The 16,624-nt window shown below is 69.4% G+C and carries 19 protein-coding genes; 15 read left to right on the forward strand and 4 right to left on the reverse strand.

Annotated elements, in window-relative coordinates:
• Window positions 1-8 precede the first annotated feature (8 nt).
• Both pdxS and pdxT read left to right on the forward strand, forming a co-directional pair.
• Window positions 9-956 carry a pyridoxal 5'-phosphate synthase lyase subunit PdxS gene (pdxS, locus tag ABLG96_RS05550; protein ID WP_353650392.1) on the forward strand — a complete coding sequence of 316 codons (948 nt, stop codon included), beginning with the start codon at window positions 9-11 and terminating at the stop codon, window positions 954-956.
• Entirely contained in the window at window positions 953-1,594 is a 642-nt protein-coding gene (gene pdxT, locus ABLG96_RS05555; RefSeq protein ID WP_353650393.1) for a pyridoxal 5'-phosphate synthase glutaminase subunit PdxT, read from the forward strand. Before pdxS ends, pdxT begins: the two co-directional genes overlap by 4 nt.
• 118 nt (window positions 1,595-1,712) lie before the next feature.
• Here the strand turns inward: pdxT and ABLG96_RS05560 are convergent, their stop codons facing one another.
• Both ABLG96_RS05560 and ABLG96_RS05565 read right to left on the reverse strand, forming a co-directional pair.
• Window positions 1,713-2,744: an aldo/keto reductase gene (locus ABLG96_RS05560; RefSeq protein WP_353650394.1), complete on the reverse strand. Its 1,032-nt coding sequence runs from the start codon at window positions 2,742-2,744 to the stop codon at window positions 1,713-1,715.
• A gap of 171 nt (window positions 2,745-2,915) precedes the next feature.
• Complete coding sequence (locus tag ABLG96_RS05565; protein ID WP_353650395.1) at window positions 2,916-4,172, reverse strand: MFS transporter; 1,257 nt, start codon at window positions 4,170-4,172, stop codon at window positions 2,916-2,918.
• Between the two features lie 64 nt (window positions 4,173-4,236).
• Between ABLG96_RS05565 and ABLG96_RS05570 the strand changes: the two genes are divergently transcribed.
• From ABLG96_RS05570 to ccsB, 10 genes are all read left to right on the forward strand, one after another.
• On the forward strand, window positions 4,237-4,560 hold the full coding sequence (locus ABLG96_RS05570) for a glutaredoxin family protein (RefSeq protein ID WP_353650396.1): 324 nt from the start codon (window positions 4,237-4,239) through the stop codon (window positions 4,558-4,560).
• A gap of 156 nt (window positions 4,561-4,716) precedes the next feature.
• The gene (locus ABLG96_RS05575; RefSeq protein ID WP_353650397.1) at window positions 4,717-5,427 is read left to right on the forward strand and encodes a redox-sensing transcriptional repressor Rex; all 711 of its coding nucleotides are present in this window, start codon (window positions 4,717-4,719) and stop codon (window positions 5,425-5,427) included.
• A gap of 103 nt (window positions 5,428-5,530) precedes the next feature.
• Window positions 5,531-7,057 (forward strand): uroporphyrinogen-III synthase, encoded by a 1,527-nt coding sequence (locus ABLG96_RS05580; RefSeq protein ID WP_353650398.1) that lies wholly within the window; start codon window positions 5,531-5,533, stop codon window positions 7,055-7,057.
• Between the two features lie 118 nt (window positions 7,058-7,175).
• The gene (locus ABLG96_RS05585; RefSeq protein WP_353650399.1) at window positions 7,176-7,838 is read left to right on the forward strand and encodes a hypothetical protein; all 663 of its coding nucleotides are present in this window, start codon (window positions 7,176-7,178) and stop codon (window positions 7,836-7,838) included.
• A gap of 2 nt (window positions 7,839-7,840) precedes the next feature.
• On the forward strand, window positions 7,841-8,194 hold the full coding sequence (locus tag ABLG96_RS05590) for a hypothetical protein (RefSeq protein WP_353650400.1): 354 nt from the start codon (window positions 7,841-7,843) through the stop codon (window positions 8,192-8,194).
• Window positions 8,195-8,198: 4 nt separating this feature from the next.
• Window positions 8,199-8,897: a histidine phosphatase family protein gene (locus tag ABLG96_RS05595; protein WP_353650401.1), complete on the forward strand. Its 699-nt coding sequence runs from the start codon at window positions 8,199-8,201 to the stop codon at window positions 8,895-8,897.
• Window positions 8,894-9,499, forward strand: a complete 606-nt coding sequence (locus ABLG96_RS05600; RefSeq protein WP_353650402.1) for a TlpA disulfide reductase family protein — start codon at window positions 8,894-8,896, stop codon at window positions 9,497-9,499. The genes ABLG96_RS05595 and ABLG96_RS05600 overlap by 4 nt, the downstream gene beginning before the upstream one ends.
• Window positions 9,496-10,287, forward strand: coding sequence for a cytochrome c biogenesis CcdA family protein (locus ABLG96_RS05605; RefSeq protein ID WP_353650403.1), 792 nt, complete (start codon window positions 9,496-9,498; stop codon window positions 10,285-10,287). The genes ABLG96_RS05600 and ABLG96_RS05605 overlap by 4 nt, the downstream gene beginning before the upstream one ends.
• 14 nt (window positions 10,288-10,301) lie before the next feature.
• Window positions 10,302-12,017, forward strand: a complete 1,716-nt coding sequence (locus tag ABLG96_RS05610) for a cytochrome c biogenesis protein ResB (protein ID WP_353650404.1) — start codon at window positions 10,302-10,304, stop codon at window positions 12,015-12,017.
• Window positions 12,017-13,087 (forward strand): c-type cytochrome biogenesis protein CcsB, encoded by a 1,071-nt coding sequence (gene ccsB, locus ABLG96_RS05615; RefSeq protein ID WP_353650405.1) that lies wholly within the window; start codon window positions 12,017-12,019, stop codon window positions 13,085-13,087. The genes ABLG96_RS05610 and ccsB overlap by 1 nt, the downstream gene beginning before the upstream one ends.
• A gap of 117 nt (window positions 13,088-13,204) precedes the next feature.
• On the opposite strand, the gene ABLG96_RS05620 is transcribed toward ccsB, so the two are convergent.
• Together ABLG96_RS05620 and ABLG96_RS05625 are read right to left on the reverse strand one after the other, a co-directional pair.
• Window positions 13,205-13,462, reverse strand: a complete 258-nt coding sequence (locus ABLG96_RS05620; RefSeq protein WP_353650406.1) for a hypothetical protein — start codon at window positions 13,460-13,462, stop codon at window positions 13,205-13,207.
• 134 nt (window positions 13,463-13,596) lie between these two features.
• Window positions 13,597-13,863 (reverse strand): BldC family transcriptional regulator, encoded by a 267-nt coding sequence (locus ABLG96_RS05625; RefSeq protein WP_353650407.1) that lies wholly within the window; start codon window positions 13,861-13,863, stop codon window positions 13,597-13,599.
• A gap of 347 nt (window positions 13,864-14,210) precedes the next feature.
• Between ABLG96_RS05625 and ABLG96_RS05630 the strand changes: the two genes are divergently transcribed.
• The 3 genes from ABLG96_RS05630 to ABLG96_RS05640 are packed head-to-tail and all read left to right on the forward strand — an operon-like array spanning window position 14,211 to window position 16,340.
• Window positions 14,211-14,723 (forward strand): Lrp/AsnC family transcriptional regulator, encoded by a 513-nt coding sequence (locus ABLG96_RS05630; RefSeq protein WP_353650408.1) that lies wholly within the window; start codon window positions 14,211-14,213, stop codon window positions 14,721-14,723.
• A 4-nt stretch (window positions 14,724-14,727) separates the two neighbouring features.
• Entirely contained in the window at window positions 14,728-15,249 is a 522-nt protein-coding gene (locus tag ABLG96_RS05635; protein WP_353650409.1) for a DUF4229 domain-containing protein, read from the forward strand.
• Entirely contained in the window at window positions 15,246-16,340 is a 1,095-nt protein-coding gene (locus ABLG96_RS05640) for a PLP-dependent cysteine synthase family protein (protein ID WP_353650410.1), read from the forward strand. The genes ABLG96_RS05635 and ABLG96_RS05640 overlap by 4 nt, the downstream gene beginning before the upstream one ends.
• The last annotated feature ends 284 nt before the right edge of the window (window positions 16,341-16,624 follow it).

Below are 16,624 nucleotides of genomic sequence, written 5' to 3' on the forward strand. Positions count from 1 at the left end.
TGGTGCTCATGACCGACCTGGACTCCCGAACCCCGACCACCGTGACGAGCACCCTGCTGGACCCCGACGTGCCGCCGACAGCAGGGGGCGCCGTCGTCAAGCGTGGGTTGGCGGAGATGCTCAAGGGCGGCGTCATCATGGACGTCGTCACCGCCGAGCAGGCCAGGATCGCCGAGGACGCCGGCGCGGTCGCGGTGATGGCCCTGGAGCGGGTGCCCGCCGACATCCGCGCGCAGGGCGGCGTCGCCCGGATGAGCGATCCGGACCTGATCGAGGCCATCAGGGCAGAGGTGTCCATCCCGGTGATGGCCAAGGCGCGCATCGGCCACTTCGTCGAGGCCCAGGTGTTGCAGCACCTGGAGGTCGACTACATCGACGAGTCCGAGGTACTCAGCCCCGCGGACTATCTGCACCACATCGACAAGCACCGCTTCACCGTCCCGTTCGTCTGCGGCGCAACAAATCTGGGTGAGGCGCTGCGCCGGATCACCGAGGGCGCGGCGATGATCCGCTCCAAGGGCGAGGCCGGCACCGGCGACGTCTCCGAGGCCACCAAGCACATCCGCACCATCAAGGGCGAGATTCGCGCGTTGGCTGCCAAGACCCCCGACGAGCTGTATCTCGCGGCCAAGGACCTGCAGGCCCCGTACGACCTGGTGGTCGATGTGGCTCGCCGCGGCGCCCTGCCGGTGGTGCTGTTCACCGCCGGCGGGGTGGCCACGCCGGCCGACGCCGCGATGATGATGCAGCTCGGGGCGGACGGTGTGTTCGTCGGCTCCGGCATCTTCAAGTCCGGCAACCCGGAGGCCCGTGCGGCAGCTGTCGTCCGCGCCACCGCTGCCTTCGACGACCCGGCCGAGATCGCCGCGGCCTCCCGCGGACTCGGCGAGGCCATGGTCGGCATCAATGTTTCCGACCTGCCGGCCCCGCATCGGCTCGCCGAGCGCGGCTGGTGAACCTGCAGCATTCCGTCGGGCGCCGGCCGCGGGTCGGTGTCCTGGCGCTGCAGGGTGGGGTTGCCGAACACGTCCGGATGCTCGAATCCGCTGGTGCGCAGGCGGTTCTCGTCCGGCGTCCGGCCCATCTGACGGACCTGGACGGCATCGTGCTGCCGGGTGGAGAGTCGTCGACGATCGACCGTCTGCTTCGCCTGTTCGGTCTGGCCGACCCGCTGCGTGCGCTGATCACCGGTGGGCTGCCGACGCTGGCCACCTGCGCCGGGATGGTGTTGCTGGCGGAGGCGATCCAGGATCCCGCCCCCGATCAGCAGTCGCTCGGGATCCTGCCGATCACCGTGCAGCGCAATGCCTTCGGGGCGCAGGTCGTGTCGGAGGAGGCGCTGGTCGAGACGGTGGACGGGCCGGTGCGGGCGGCTTTCATCCGGGCGCCGATCGTCATCGAGGTGGGCCGGGACGTCGAGGTGACGGCACGCCACCGCGGCCGGATCGTCGGCGTCCGTCGCGCAGACGTCACCGCGATCTCCTTCCACCCGGAGCTCACCGGTGACCCCACCCTGCATGCGCAGCTGGTGTCGCGGTGTCGGACCCGGGACGACGTAGCAGCGCCGGTTGTGGCGGTCAGCGATCGCCGGTGAGCAGCTGCTCCCAGTGATGCGGAACCCGTTGCGCCGGACCAGGAACGGACTGTTCTTGTGGATGGTGCTGCGGGTCGGCGAGGAAGGTATCGGCCCGCCGGTGATGGTGCGGACCGGCTCAACGACCGCCGGTGATTCCCCGGTGGCGCTGGGCCACCCCAGCGGCGCCGTAGGGATAGTCGTCCGGACGTGGTGCGCTGGCCTCGGTGAGACGCTGCAGTTCCGCTGCCGACAGCTCGAGGTCGGCAGCGGCGAGGTTGGACTCCAGCTGCGCGACGGTGCGGGCGCCCAGGATCACCGACGTCATCGCCGGCCGGGACAGCAACCACGCCAAGGACACCTGTGCGGCGCCGACGCCGTGGTCGGCGGCGACCTGAGTCACCGCTTCGATCACGGTCCAGGTGCGCTCGTCCGCGTTGCGCGCTTCCCAGGCCTCCATCCCGCGCTCCGGGTCCTCACCGAGACGCGTTGCGCCGGTGGGGTTCTCGTCGCGCACGTACTTACCGGTCAGCCAACCGCCGGCCAGCGGTGACCACGGCAGCAGGCCGATCCCGGCGTCCAGGCAGGCGGGCACGATCTCATGCTCGATGTCGCGCACCAGCAGGCTGTACTGCGGTTGCAGGGTGGCGGGCGGAGTGAAGCCGAGTGCCTGCGCCCTGGCGACCGCTTTGGTCAGCTGCCAGCCCAGGTAGTTCGAGAAGCCGTAATGGTGGATCTTCCCGGCGCGCACGGCGTCGTCCAGGAAGCGCAGGGTCTCGTCGATCGGCGTGACGGCGTCCCAGGCGTGCATCTGGTACAGGTCGATGGCCTCGACCCCGAGCCGCTCCAGCGAGGCATCGAGTGCCCGGGAGAGGTGCCGGCGGGACAGGCCGACGTCGTTGGGGCCCTCGCCCATCGGGAACCGTCCCTTGGTCGCCAGCACCACCTGGGCGGCTTCGGTCGGGTGCGCGGCCAACCAGCGACCGATGATGCGCTCCGAGGTCCCGGCGGAGTAGACGTCGGCGGTGTCGACGAGGGTGCCGCCGGCGGCGACGAAGGCGTCAAGTACCGCATGGGATTCGGCCTCGTCACTCTCTGCGCCGAAAGTCATGGTGCCGAGCGCGAGGGTCGAGACGGCGGTGCCGGTGTTGCCGAGCGTGGTGAAGTCCATGCCGCAGACTTTACCGGTAAACCCATCGGAGTGCGAGTCACAGCGATTTCGGGGAGGGTCGCCGGCCGTTGGCTGAGGAGTCACTGACCCACCCACGGACTTCGACTCCGGGCCCCGTCACGAGGTGGGGCGGGGTCGAGTTTCGTGCGGGAGTGGGGGCCCGTGAACCGTTCAGCCGGTCGAAGGTCGGGGGCCGCTGCGCGCTCGTCGGGTGGCGGTGACCGCGATCGCCGCCGACACCGCGGACAGCGCCGCGGTGACTCCGAAGCCCCAGCCGTAGCCGCCCAGATCGACCAGCAGCCCGGCGGTCAGCGGGCCGACCAATGAGCCGACGTCACCGATCATCTGGTACGTCGCGATCACCGAGCCGCGGCGGCCGTTGGCCACATCGCCCAGGATCGCGCCGGGGCCGACGGCCTGCGCCGCCGACCCGATGCCGGAGATCGCCATCGCCAGGACGAAGATCCACAGCGCCGCCGGGGCGGCCAGCAGGCCCATCGCGAGCGCGCTCGCCACGCCACCGATCGCCACGATGCCCAATCGTCCGCGGGAGTCGGACCAGCGACCGAACGGGATCAGCAGGGCAGCGTTGGCGGCTGCAGCGATCGCCAGGCCGTACCCGCTCCAGGCGTCGCCCAGCAGCAGCATCTCGGTCACGAACAACGGCACGATGGCGAGCCGCACCGACATCGTCCAGCTGCCCGCGAGGTCGGCGACCAGCGCCACCCGGAACTGCGGCAGCCGCCAGGCTTCCCTGATCCCCTCGCGCGGCTCGTCGTCGTCCGCGGTGATGCCCGTCCCGAGATCTGTATCGCGCCGAGCTCGCCGCGGCGAGCGGGGGAGTGCGACATAGGCGACGAGCGCTGCGACCGACAGGGTGGCTGCGTAGAAGAAGAACGGGGCCCGCAACCCGATCGCCAGCAACGGCGCGCCGATCACGGGTCCGAGCACGCTGCCGAACAGGAACGCACCCGACCACAGGCTCATCGCCCGACCGCGGACGGCGGACGGAATCGCCTGTGCCAGCAGGGAACTCGCGGCGACGGTGAACATCGCGGACCCCACTCCGCCGGCTCCGCGCAGCACCAGCAGCTGCACGTACGTCTGCGACAACCCGGCCACCCCGCTGGAGACCGCGACGATCACCAGGCCGGCGCCGAGCACCTGGCGCGGGCCGATCACATCGATCAACTTCCCGACGCCCAGCGCCGAGGCCATCCGGGCGGCGGCGAACATCGAGACGACCAGGGCCGCTGCGGTGCGGCCCACGCCGAAGTCGCGGGCGAACACCGGTACCGCCGGGGCCAGGATGCCGAACCCGACAGCCACGCACAGGGCGATCGCAGAGAGCACGTAGACGATCCTGGGAAGCGGGAGATCGCTCGGCGACGCTGCCGGTGGCGGGTCCGCGGGTGGCGGTGAGGACATGAGGAGACCCACTCTCCCCGACGGTGTGGTGACTGAGTGCGGCGCCCCGTCCTACCCTGGGTGCATGGTCGAGCAGCAGGTCGAACGGACACCCACCCCACACATCCTGCTGATGACGCGCGCCGCATGTCACCTCTGCGACGAGGCCACGGTGGTGGTCGTCCAGGCGGCTGACGCGGCAGCGGTCAGCTGGTCCGGGCACGACGTCGACGCCGATCCGGAGCTACGGGCGGAATTCGGCGATCGGGTACCGGTGGTGCTGGTCGCGTCCGACCATCCCGATGGCGGATCCGCGGACGCGCTGCTCGACGGCGCCACCGAGGTCGGTCACTTCCGGATCACCCGAGCTGCGGTGACCGACGCGATCGACCGGGCCAGGGGACGCTGACGAGGCTCGTCCCACAAGCTGGGATGAGCGTCCCAAACGCGGTTTGGTTTCCCACGCCCGGAGTGGATAGGCTGAGCCCGACGGCGACCTACCACAGCTCGGTCGTCGCTCTGTCAGCGGGGGCGCCCGCACACTACTTCGGCAGGCGGCAGCTACGTGTCAAGCCCTTCGGGTGCACAGGTCGGTCCTGGAACGGACCGATCCCGGGACATCCCGGACGCGACCGCCGCACGCCTCTCCCGGTACCACCGGGTGCTCACCGAACACCCCTCCTTCGTCGGTCGCTCGAGCGTGCGCTCGGCCGATCTGGCCGGCGCTGCCGGCGTCGATGCTGCGCTGCTGCGACGCGACCTGTCCTTCCTCGGTACCAACGGGGTCCGCGGGGTCGGGTACGACACCGCCACCCTCGCCACGCTCATCACCCTGGCCCTCGGGGCGCACACCGCGCACCGGGTCGCGCTGTTCGGCGTGGGGCACCTGGGTCGCGCACTGGCCGGGTACGCGGGCCTCGCCGGGCAGGGATTCCAGGTCGTCGCCCTCTTCGACCACGATCCGTCGGTGGTCGGCGGCACCGTCAACGGGCTGACGGTGCTCGACATCGACGAAGCCCCGGCGGTGTTGCGATCGGTCGGCGCCACCATCGGCATCATCACCACCCCCGTCGCGGCAGCCCAGCAGGTTGCCGATGTGCTGGTCGCCGCCGGCATCGGATCTGTGCTCAACTTCGCCCCACTCGTCCTCGATCTTCCGGAGCACGTCCACCTGCGACAGGTGGACCTGGCTCTGGAGTTGCAGATGCTCGCGTTCCACGAGTCGAGGCGGGTGTTGGAGGAACCGCACGGGCCGACGGCGCAGGTGCCGTCCTGAACGGGGTCAACAGCTCGATGAACACCGCAGCAGCAGTCGCGTCACCCAGGTCGGCCGATCGGCCGGCGCAGTACCGAGCAGTACGAGAGACGAGGAGCAGTACATGACGAGCTCGCCGCGTGTAACAGGGCGGATGGCGTTCATCGGGGCAGGCCCCGGGGACCCCGGCCTGTTGACCGTGCGTGCCCACCAGTTGCTGCGGTCCGCGGAGTTGGTGCTGACCGATCCCGACGTTCCGACGGGCATCACCGCACTGGCCGCGGGCGCCGAGGTGCAGCCGGCAGTGGGGGACCCCGCAGCGGTCGCAGCCGCGCTCGGCGCGGCGGTGGGCGAGGGCCGGATCGTCGTCCGGCTGATCGCCGGCGACGTGCTGACGGCCGACGCCGTGATCGAGGAGATCACCGCGGTCGCCGCGTCGTCGGTGCCGTTCGAGATCGTGCCCGGTCTCTCCGCCGCCTCTGCCGCCGCCAGCTATGCGGGGATCCCGGTCGGCTCGGTGCACACCGTTGCCGACGTGCGCCGCACGGATGACTGGGCCCGGCTCGCCGGCTCGCCGGGCACTCTGCTGCTGCACGCTTCCGCGCACCACCTCGCCGACACCGCCGCGGCGCTCGCGGAGAACGGTTTCGACTCGGCGACGCCGGCGTCGATCACCTCCTCGGCCACCCTGGCCGACCAGCGGACGGTCGATGGCACGCTGGCCACCCTGGACAGTGTCGGACGCTCGCTGTCCGGTTCGCTGGTGGTGACCATCGGCTCCTCCGTCGGTCGCCGGGCGCAGCTGTCGTGGTGGGAGTCCAGGGCGCTGTACGGCTGGCGGGTGCTGATCCCGCAGACCAAGGACTCCTCGGAGGCCATGGTCGAGTTGCTGCGCAGCCACGGTGCCACCAGCGAGCGGGTGCCGACCATCGCCGTCGAGCCGCCCCGCACGCCTGCCCAGATGGAACGGGCCGTCAAGGGACTGGTGGACGGCCGGTACCAGTGGGTGGTGTTCACCTCGGAGAACTCCGTGCGGGCCGTCTGGGAGAAGTTCACCGAGTTCGGTCTGGACGCACGAGCGTTCTCCGGCATGCGTATTGCCTGCGTGGACGAGCGCACCGCGGACGCGGTCCGGGCGCTGGGCATCGTCCCCGACCTGATCGCGGACGAGGGCGGGGCCGGCACCGCCGCGTTGTTGGAGGACTTCCCCGACCACGACGACCTGCTCGACCCGGTCGACCGGGTCCTGCTGCCCCGGGCCGACATCGCCACCGAGACGCTGGCCGCCGGCCTGCGGGAGCGCGGCTGGGAGGTGGACGACGTCACCGCCTACCGCACCGTGCGGGCCGCGCCGCCGCCCGCGCCGATCCGGGAAGCGATCAAGACGGGAGGGTTCGAGGCCGTCTGTTTCACCTCGTCCTCCACCGTCCGCAACCTGGTCGGGATCGCCGGCAAGCCGCACGCCCGGACGATCGTCGCATGCCTCGGCCCGAAGACCGCCGAGACCGCACGCGAGTTCGGACTCCGGGTGGACGTCCAGCCCGAGACGCCGGACATCGAGCGGATGGTCCAGGCACTCGCCTCGCACGCCGCCCGGCTGCGGTCCGAGGGCGCCCTTCCGCCGCCGCGGAAAACTCCGCGGCGACGCTGACTCGACGTCACCCGAGTCCCCTTCCAGGCTTCTTTTCGGGCCTGGGACGTGGACCGATTCGCCTGCCCTGACCTGCCCACATGAGTGATTTCCCCCGACAGCAGATAGGTTCGACCCCATGACGACACCCGGGAACACGCCCCGACGCGGATTCCTCGCCAACCTCTCCAAGGCGATGGCGCCGCCGATCATCGAGGACGACGATCCGAGCGTGCCGCTGGTGCGGCCGCGCGCCATCCTGATCGCCGCGATCCTCGTCGGCATCGCCGCAGTGATGTTCCTGTTCAACGGCGTCGGCACGCTGGTGACCATCGAGTCGAACCTGGCGAAGGCGGAGCAGGCCTACCCGACTCAGCTGATCGAGATCCAGAAGCAGTGCGCCCCCTACGGTGGCATCGGCGCCGCTGCGACCGCCCCGCAGGGCGCTGCCGACGACGTGGTGAAGACGGTGCAGAGCTGTCAGCAGGTCCAGCCGAGCGTGACCAACGAGATGCGGGACAACTTCCGGTCGTCACAGCGCACCCCGAGCCTCGTGGTGACCGTGATGGGCCTGATCGCGGCGGCCGCCGGCTTCTTCCTGTTCCGCGGGGTGCCGTGGGCGCGGCGACTGCTGGTCGGGCTGGTCATCATCACGATGCTGGTCACCATGTTGCTGCAGATCTCGAACGTGTTCACCCTGATCGCCACGTTGTTCATCGTGGTCTCGGTGTTGATGTCGTACCTGGGTAAGGGCGGGGTCTTCTTCGCGAAAGCTCTGCTGCGGCAGAAGGCGGCCCGCTGAGCGTGACGGTGGACCCGGCAGCAGCCCTGCCGCTCTCCAACGCTCCGGGCGCCCCGGAGCGGCGGACCACCGACCGCGGCGCACCCGGCCTGGCGCCGATCCTCACGCTGCGGATCGTCATCGGAACGGTTCTCGCGCTGGCGGCCGCCGGGGCCTCGATCCCGCTGTTCCGGGCCTCGATCAGCACCAGCGTGTGGGGGCCGTTCATCGCCGGCGATCCGGCTGTGACGATCCGCCGCTATTCCTCGCCGTGGGTGGTGGCGGCTGCCGGTGCGTTGCTGCTTGCCGGGTTGCTCCTGGTGTTCGTGGTCACGGACCTGGTGCGCCTGCGCCGGGTCCGTCGTTCGGCACACTGAACAGATGCCGTACCGAGACAGTTCTGGGGACACCCCGCCCAACGCCCGGAGCGCGGACGGCGACACGGTCGTCCACCTGCTGCGCCACGGCAAGGTGCAGAACCCTGAGGGCATCCTGTACGGCACGCTGCCCGGATACCGGTTGGCCCGATCGGGACAGGCGATGGCCCGCGGTGTCGCAGAACACTTGCGCGGCAGTGACATCCGCTACCTGGCCGCGTCATCCCTCGAGCGCGCCCAGCAGACCGTCGCCCCGCTCGCAGCCCTGGCAGACGTGCCGGTGATCACCGACGACCGGCTGATCGAGGCGGGCAACTCCTTCGCCGGGACCCGCTTCACGCCGACGTCGTTGTTGCGGCCCGTCACCTGGAGCCGGATGGTCAATCCGACCAGACCGTCGTGGGGTGAGCCCTACCTCGACATCGCCCGCCGGATGCTGGCTGCGGTGACGGCGGCCGAGACGGCCGCCCACGGCCATGCCGCAGTGCTCGTCTCGCACCAGTTGCCGATCTGGACGGTCCGCCGGTTCCTGTCCGGGCAGCGGCTCTGGCACAACCCCGCCGTCCGCGAGTGCGCGCTCGCCTCGATCACTTCCTTGTATTTCTCCAGCGGTGTGCTGGTGCGCATCGGCTACACCGAACCGGTGAAACACATCGCCGCCGTCGACGATCCGGTGACCCCGGGCCCCGGGAGGACCACATGATGACCCGGCTCGTGCGCAGGAGCCCGATGTTGGCCATGCTGGCGGCGGCCGTTCTGGCGCTGTCGGCGTGCACCGGTGAGGCCAGCCAGGTGAGTGCGCCGCAGGGCGGCGGCTTCGAGTTGGTGACCCCCGGCGGCAAGAACACGTTCGACTACCCGGTTGCCGACCGCAAGCCGCTGGGTGAGATCTCCGGACCGGCGCTCACCGGTGACAGCAGGGTCACGGTGGCCGACTACCCGGACACCGTGGTGGTGCTCAACTTCTGGGGATCCTGGTGCGGACCGTGCCGGGCGGAGTCGCCGTACCTGACGATCGCGGCCACCGACCTCAAGAGCAAGGGTGTGCAGTTCCTCGGGATCAACGTCCGTGAGGCGAACCGGGAAAACGGCGCCGACTTCGACGCCGTCCGCGGAACGCCCTACCCCTCGATCTACGACCAGCAGGCCAGGGTGCTCGCCTCGATCCCCGGGTACCCGATCAACATCGTGCCGTCGACGATCGTGCTCGACCGGCAACACCGGGTCGCCCATCTCTGGCTCGTCCCGTTCGACTCGCCGGCCGACCTCGTCGCCGTGGTCAGCCAGATCGCGGCCGAGAAATGAGCGGCCTCACCGACACCGTGGCCTCCGGGCCGTTCCTGGTGGCCGGCGGGCTCGCTGTCGCGGCCGGCTTCGTCTCGTTCGCCTCGCCCTGCGTGCTGCCGCTGGTGCCCGGCTACCTCTCGTACCTGACCGGGCTGGTGGGTGCGGAGAACTCCGAGCAGTCGCGCGGTGGTCGTGCCACGGCCACCGCCACCGCGGTGCGTTCCCGTGTCGTGCAGGCGACGCTGCTGTTCATCGCCGGCTTCACCGTGGTGTTCGTGCTGCAGTCGATGATCGTGATCGGCTTCTCCCGCCTGCTGTCCGACAACCAGGACTGGTTGACCCGCATCGGTGGCGTGGTGATGGTCGTGATGGGTCTGGCCCTGATGGGGTGGGTCCGGCCACTGCAGCGCGAGGCGCGCATCCATGCAAAACCGCGGGGGCGGATCTTCGGAGCGCTGGCGCTCGGTGCGATCTTCTCGCTGGGCTGGACGGCCTGCCTGGGACCGGTGCTGGCCGGGGTCACCTCGCTGGCGATCTCCAGCGACTGGAACGGCAACGCCTGGCGCGGGCTGTACCTGGTGGTGCTCTACTGCGCCGGCCTGGGTATCCCGTTCCTGTTGCTCGCCTTCGGGTTCGGTTGGGCGAGCGGCGCCGTGGGCTTCCTGCGCCGACATGCACGGGTGATCCAGGTGGTCGGGGCGACGGCGATGATCGTGCTCGGGCTGCTGATGGTGGTCGGCTTGTGGGGCGACTTCATCGGCTGGTTGCAGCAGCGGTACGTCAACGACTCCCGGTCGGTGCTGTAGGTGGGAGCGCAATGATGAGCACTCTGACCGACGACCTCGACCGGGCCCCGCACCCCGCGCCGCCCGGCCGCGGCCGGTCCGTGCTGCAGTTCCTGCGCAACACCTGGCGCGGCCTCACCAGCATGCGCACCGCGCTGATCCTGCTGTTCCTATTGGCCCTGGCCAGCATGCCGGGGGCGCTGCTGCCGCAGTGGTCGCTCAACCAGACCCGCACCCGGGAGTACATCGAGGCGAACCCGACCTGGGGGCCGATCGCCAACGCGCTGGGACTCTTCGAGGTGTTCGCCTCACCCTGGTATGCGGCCATCTACCTGTCACTCTTCCTGTCGCTGGTGGGCTGCCTGCTGCCGCGCTGCTGGGACTTCGCGAAACAACTGCGCGCCGAACCGGTGCGCACCCCGCGCAATCTCGCCCGGATGCCGCTGCACACGGTGCATGCGGTGGACGACGAGCCGGAGGTGGTGGCCGATCGGGTCGCGAAGGCCTTGCGCCGCAAGCACTGGCGGGTGTTGCGGCGTTCCGCGGCGGGCGGGGTGCACACCGTCTCGGCTGAGAAGGGCTACCTGCGCGAGGTCGGCAACCTGGTCTTCCACTTCTCGCTGCTCGGTCTGCTGGTCGCGGTGGCGATCGGCAAGCTGTTCGGCTACGAGGGCAGCGTGATCTGGCGGGTCGGCGACCAGTTCTGTTCCTCCACTCCCGTCCAGTACGACAACTTCCGCCCGGGTCTCACGGTGGACGGCACCGAGATGCAGCCGTTCTGCGTCGATCTGAAGACCTTCGAGGCGAAGTACTCCGACGCCGGGCAACCCCTCGACTACTCGGTGGGACTCAGCTACCAATTCGGCCGGGATCCGGCGACCGGGGTGAACACCGATCACTTCGACCCGTACCTGCTGCGGGTCAACGAACCGCTCCGGATGGACGGCGAGCGGCTGTACCTGCTCGGCCACGGCTACGCCCCGGAGGTTCGGATCACCTTCCCCGACGGGCAGACGCGCACCGTCTCGGCGAACTTCATCTCCAGCGATCCGACCCTGTTGTCCAGTGGCGCCATCAAGGTGACGGATCCGCCCGGTGCGACCCTGGAGAACCTCACCCAGCGGCAGCTCGCCATCGTCGGCCTCTTCGCGCCGACCGCGTTCGAGCACGGGAAGATCATGACCAGCAGTTACCCGGCGGCGACCAAGCCAGGGCTGGCGGTCGCGATCTACCGCGGCGACCTCGGCCTGGAGACCGGCCGGCCGCAGTCGATCTACGCGATCGACAAGGCCCAGGAGGACAGTGGGAGGCTCAAGGAGCTGGAGCGGGTCAACCTGTACATCGGCGACTCGACCACTCTCGACGACGGCACCAAGATCACCTTCACCGGCTACCGCGAGTGGGTGTCGTTGCAGACCAGCTACGACCCCGGTCAGACCGCGGCGCTGGTGTTCGCGATCACTCTGCTGGGTGGTCTGATGATGTCTCTGACGATCAAACGCCGCCGGGTCTGGTTCCGGGTGCAGCCATCTTCTACAGTTAGTAGTAGTTCGGACGGGCAATCGTCGTCCGGTGGCGGCACCAGGGTGGAGGTCGGCGGGCTGGCCCGCACCGATCAGGCCGGTTACGGCTCGGAGTTCTCCGGGATCGCCGCGCTGGCGTACCCGCCCGGGGCGGTCGTCGCGGAGGATGACGACCTCCACCTGCAGTCCAGCAGTTCCGAGCACGACGACGATGGTGAGGAGCGGTAGTGGCCGGATTCTCCGATCTCGCCTTCCAGGCGGCCATGGCGGCCTATGTGGTGGCGTTGATCTGTTACGGGATCGAGTTCGCCGCGAGGCGGGCGATGGATCCCACCCAACTCGAGGTGGCAAGTCGCGAGCACAGGTTGGTCAAGGCGGGCGTGGGTGCGCCCGAATCGCTGTACGCGGACCGGCACATCGACGACCGACACATCGACGAGCGCGACATCGACGAGCGCGACATCGACGACGAGCTCGATGACGACGAGCTCGACGAAGGCCCGCGCACCCAGTGGGGCCCGTTGTTCGGTCGCGCCGCAGTGGTGCTCACCGTCATCGGAGCGCTCGTCAACGCGACTTCCGTCGTGACGCGGGGGATCGCCGCCGGGCGGCTCCCGCTGGGCAACATGTACGAGTTCACCTCGTTCATCTGCCTGGCCGCCACGACCTGCTGGCTGATCGTGCTGGCGAAGTTCAAGGAGCGTGCGCTGGGCTTCTTCGTGATGATCCCGGTCGCGATCCTGGCGTTCGTAGCCGGAACCGTGCTGTGGATCCAGGCCGGTCCCGTCCAACCGTCGCTCAACTCGTACTGGAAGTGGATCCACGTCACGACCATCTCGGCGTCGGGGTCGGTGCTGTTGGTGAGCGGTGCAGCTTCGGCGATGTATCTGCTGCGGCACCGCTTCGACTCCAAGCTGCTCGCCGCCCGGACCGATGCGACGGCCACCGCCCGGGTGCAGGCGTCATCGCTGGCCCGGTTGCCGTCACTCGCGGCGCTCGACAAGATCGCCTATCGCACCGCGATCGTCGCCTTTCCCGTCTACACCTTCGCCGTCATCGCCGGCGCACTCTGGGCCGAGGTCGCGTGGGGACGCTACTGGGGCTGGGATCCGAAGGAGACTGTTGCGTTCGTGAGTTGGGTCTTCTACGCCGGCTATCTGCATGCGCGGGCGACCAGCGGATGGCGGGGTGCGCGGGCAGCCTGGATCAACGTCGTCGGGTTCGCCGCGATCATCTTCAACCTGTTCTTCGTGAACATGGTCATCACCGGCCTGCACAGCTACGCGGGCGTCGGCTGACGAGCCTTCCTCATCGACGACGAAACCCCTGATCCCGCAAGGGATCAGGGGTTTTCCCGTAGGCGCGTCGGAATCGAATCCGGCGGACCTGTTCGACTGCGGGCCTGCTGCGGTGGATCAGACGGGAGTCGCTCCGCTGTTGCCAGGATCGGACTCGCGACCGTCCTTGAGCTTGCGGTCGATCTCGCGGAGAAAATCCGGATCGTCATCGGGGGCAACGGTTCGCGTGGGCCGGCGGGGCGGGGTGGTACGTGGCGGTGGTCCACCACCGAGACTGTCGGACCCGCGTTCTTCGGCCTCGATCCGCGCGCCCAGTCCACGCCAAGCCAGTGCGATGACGATGACTGTCACCACGACTGCGACGAACAGATACATCTGGGCCTCCTAGTACTTTTCACCAGCCTACGCGCCGCCCGCGGGGGACGGCCAAGATGCGCTGCGCACTCACCCGATCCACATCCGGGGGTCACGGATCCCTGGGGTGCGGGGTGGCCGACGCGAGCGACGGCTCAGTACCCGCGGGCCTCCATCGTCAGCTCCTGGAGCAGGGCGACGACCTCGGTCTCGCGGAAGCGGCGGTGCCCGCCGGGGGTACGGATGGATCCGATCCGACCCGCGGACGCCCAACGGGTGACGGTCTTGGGATCGACCCGGAACATCTGCGCCACCTCGCCGGGCGTCAGCAGACGTTCGTGCCCGTTCGATGTCCGCGGAGCCGAGGCCGGAGCTGTGAACGGACTGGTGCGTGACTGCTGCGGCACGTGGTTCTCCGACATGATGTCCTCTCCGTGTCGGCACCGCGGATCCATGGTGTCCGCGGGTGTCGGCGGGTTCTGTGTGATGCAAGCTGTCCCCGTGCAGGCGACCCATCGGTCGTGACCGATCCTTGATCGCCTTCGCCGACGGAGCACGACCAGCATGCGCATCGCAGGTTTCGATGCCCGTGAACCGGTGGTGTCAAACAACTCACTGTCGCCCGGGATTCGGCACCGGCCCGGTGCCGGATTGGTCCGGAAGCCGCGGATCTGTACCGATCGTCGCTGCCGAACCGCATGCTGCAGCCTCGCTGAACCGCGTCGTGACCACCGTCCTCGGTCGGCGCGAAGGCCAGTAGGTTGGCCGGATGGACTCAGTCGACAGGCGGCTCATCGATGCTCTCCGGGCGGACGGCCGGGCGAGCTATGCCGAGCTGTCGCGCATCGTGGGACTCTCCTCCTCGTCGGTGCACGAGCGGGTCGCGAAGCTCGAGGCTTCCGGCGTCATCCAGGGCTACCGAGCGGTGGTCGACCCGATCAAGGTCGGGTTCGGCGTGACCGCGCTGGTCGGGATCGAGCCGGGTGAGACGGGTGACGACGAGGTGATCGCGGCCGGACTCGATGCCATGCCGGAAGTGGAGAGCAGCTACTCGGTGGCCGGCGACCAGGCGTTCATCGTGAAGGTGCGGGTCGCAGACATCGATGCGTTGCACAGGTGTCTGGGGCGGCTGCGCTCCATCCGAGGGGTTGCCAGGACCCGGACGACCGTCGTGCTGGCGACCCGCTACGAGATGCGCCCCCACCTGTTGGAACCGGCGGCGCCGGAGCAGCCGGTTCAGATCGCGGACGCCGCTGCCGACCAGGGCAGCGCAGTAACCTGAGCAGGTGAAAGCTCGCTCCTTCTGGCCGCTCGCGGTGGGTTACGTCGCGCTGCGCATCCTGCTGACGGTCGTGATCGCTGCGCTGGTGGTGTTGCTGGCCCGGCTGGCCGGGCTGGACATGCCGGTACTGGTTGCCGCGATGCTCGCCGTGATCGTCCAGCTGCCGCTGGCCTGGCTGATGCTGGGCGGCATGCGCCGCCGACTGACCGCGCAGCTGGCCGCGTCCGCGGGTGAGCGTCGGCGGTTGCGCGGCGAGCTCCAGGCGGCGCTCTCGGGAGAGCGGACGTCATCTGAGAAACAGGCCGCGGCCGGGGAACAGGCCGCCGCCGGGGAACAGGCTGCGTCCTCGGAACGGGCTGCGTCCTCGGATCAGGCAATGCCGGATCAGGCTGAGTCCTCGGAACAGGCAACGTCGAAACCGACAGCGTCGGCGGAACAAGCAGCGTCGGATCCGGAGGGGTCGGCCGATCCGATGCCGTCCGATGAGTCTGTGGGCCCCACGCCGAACCAGGCCACCCGCCTGTGACCGGGCAGGTGCTCGACCGGTCCGACCGACAGCGCAGGGACTGGGTCGCCGAGGCCGTCCGCAGGATCGAGGCCGACGCGCAACGCAGCGCGGACACCCACCTGCTCCGCTTCCCGCTACCCGCCCAGCTCGGGGTCGATCTGTACCTCAAGGACGAGTCCACCCACATCACCGGTTCGCTCAAGCACCGGCTCGCGCGGTCGCTGTTCCTGTACGCGTTGTGCAATGGCTGGCTGACGGAGTCAACGACCGTCATCGAGTCGTCCTCCGGCTCGACAGCGGTGTCGGAGGCATACTTCGCCCGGATGGTCGGCGTGCCGTTCGTGGCCGTCATGCCGCGCCGGACGTCGCCGCAGAAGATCGCGCTGATCGAGGGTCAGGGCGGCAGCTGCCATCTGGTGGACGACGCATCGCAGATCTATCCGGAATCGGTGCGGCTGGCCGCCGAGTGCGGTGGCCACTACATGGACCAGTTCACGCACGCCGAACGCGCCACCGACTGGCGCGGGAACAACAACATCGCCGAATCGATGTTCCAGCAGTTGTCGCTGGAGGAGCATCCGATCCCGGAGTGGATCGTGATCGCCGCCGGTACCGGCGGCACCAGCGCCACCATCGGTCGGTACCTGCGCTATCGCGGGCACCACACCCGGTTGTGCGTTCCCGACCCGGAGAACTCGGCATTCTTCGATGCCTGGAGCGCGGACGACCCGACCATCTGCGGTGTCGGCTCGAAGATCGAGGGCATCGGTCGGCCACGGGTGGAGCCGAGCTTCGTCGGCCAGGTGATCGACCGGATGCAGGTGGTGCCCGACGCGGCGAGCGTGGCGACGATGCGTCAGGTCGAGCAGGTGCTGGGGAAGAAGGTCGGACCCTCGACCGGTACGAACCTGTGGGCCGCGTTCGGGCTCGCCGCCGAGATGGCCGCGTCCGGTACCCGGGGCTCGATCGTCGCGTTGCTCTGTGACTCCGGTGAGCGGTACACGCAGACCTACTACGACGACGACTGGGTCGCCGCCCAGGGCTGGCAGCTCGGCGAGCCGGCAGCCGTCGTCAGCGAGTTCCTCGCATCAGGGACCTGGGCCGGCTGAGCCTGGCGCTGGAGCGCTCCCCGGGCCGGAGAGCCGCATTCTGGATGGTCGTGTGGTGTCCGTTTCGGGCGGATTGCTGACGCTTTGGGGTGCGGCTGGTGGTTGGTGGCAGACACCGAGCGTCCCGCTCGGGGAGCCGCATTCTGAATGGTCGCCTGGTGTCCGTTTCGGGCGGATTGCTGAGACTTTGGGATGCGGCTGGTGGTTGGTGGCAGGCACCGAGCGTCCCGCTCGGGGAGCCGCATTCTGGATGGTCGCCTGGTGTCCGTTTCGGGCGGATTGCT

The organism is Nakamurella sp. A5-74 (assembly GCF_040438885.1).
Lineage (GTDB): Bacteria > Actinomycetota > Actinomycetes > Mycobacteriales > Nakamurellaceae > Nakamurella.

Excerpts from the sequence above, each read along its gene's own strand:
- ABLG96_RS05560 (WP_353650394.1), bottom strand. The coding sequence starts at position 2,744 with ATGGACTTCACCACGCTCGGCAACACCGGCACCGCCGTCTCGACCCTC.
- pdxS (WP_353650392.1), top strand. The coding sequence starts at position 9 with ATGACCGACCTGGACTCCCGAACCCCGACCACCGTGACGAGCACCCTG.
- ABLG96_RS05585 (WP_353650399.1), top strand. The coding sequence starts at position 7,176 with ATGACGACACCCGGGAACACGCCCCGACGCGGATTCCTCGCCAACCTC.
- ABLG96_RS05625 (WP_353650407.1), bottom strand. The coding sequence starts at position 13,863 with ATGTCGGAGAACCACGTGCCGCAGCAGTCACGCACCAGTCCGTTCACA.
- ABLG96_RS05630 (WP_353650408.1), top strand. The coding sequence starts at position 14,211 with ATGGACTCAGTCGACAGGCGGCTCATCGATGCTCTCCGGGCGGACGGC.
- ABLG96_RS05595 (WP_353650401.1), top strand. The coding sequence starts at position 8,199 with ATGCCGTACCGAGACAGTTCTGGGGACACCCCGCCCAACGCCCGGAGC.
- ABLG96_RS05570 (WP_353650396.1), top strand. The coding sequence starts at position 4,237 with ATGGTCGAGCAGCAGGTCGAACGGACACCCACCCCACACATCCTGCTG.
- ABLG96_RS05600 (WP_353650402.1), top strand. The coding sequence starts at position 8,894 with ATGATGACCCGGCTCGTGCGCAGGAGCCCGATGTTGGCCATGCTGGCG.
- ABLG96_RS05620 (WP_353650406.1), bottom strand. The coding sequence starts at position 13,462 with ATGTATCTGTTCGTCGCAGTCGTGGTGACAGTCATCGTCATCGCACTG.
- ABLG96_RS05580 (WP_353650398.1), top strand. The coding sequence starts at position 5,531 with ATGACGAGCTCGCCGCGTGTAACAGGGCGGATGGCGTTCATCGGGGCA.
- ABLG96_RS05565 (WP_353650395.1), bottom strand. The coding sequence starts at position 4,172 with ATGTCCTCACCGCCACCCGCGGACCCGCCACCGGCAGCGTCGCCGAGC.
- ABLG96_RS05610 (WP_353650404.1), top strand. The coding sequence starts at position 10,302 with ATGAGCACTCTGACCGACGACCTCGACCGGGCCCCGCACCCCGCGCCG.
- ABLG96_RS05605 (WP_353650403.1), top strand. The coding sequence starts at position 9,496 with ATGAGCGGCCTCACCGACACCGTGGCCTCCGGGCCGTTCCTGGTGGCC.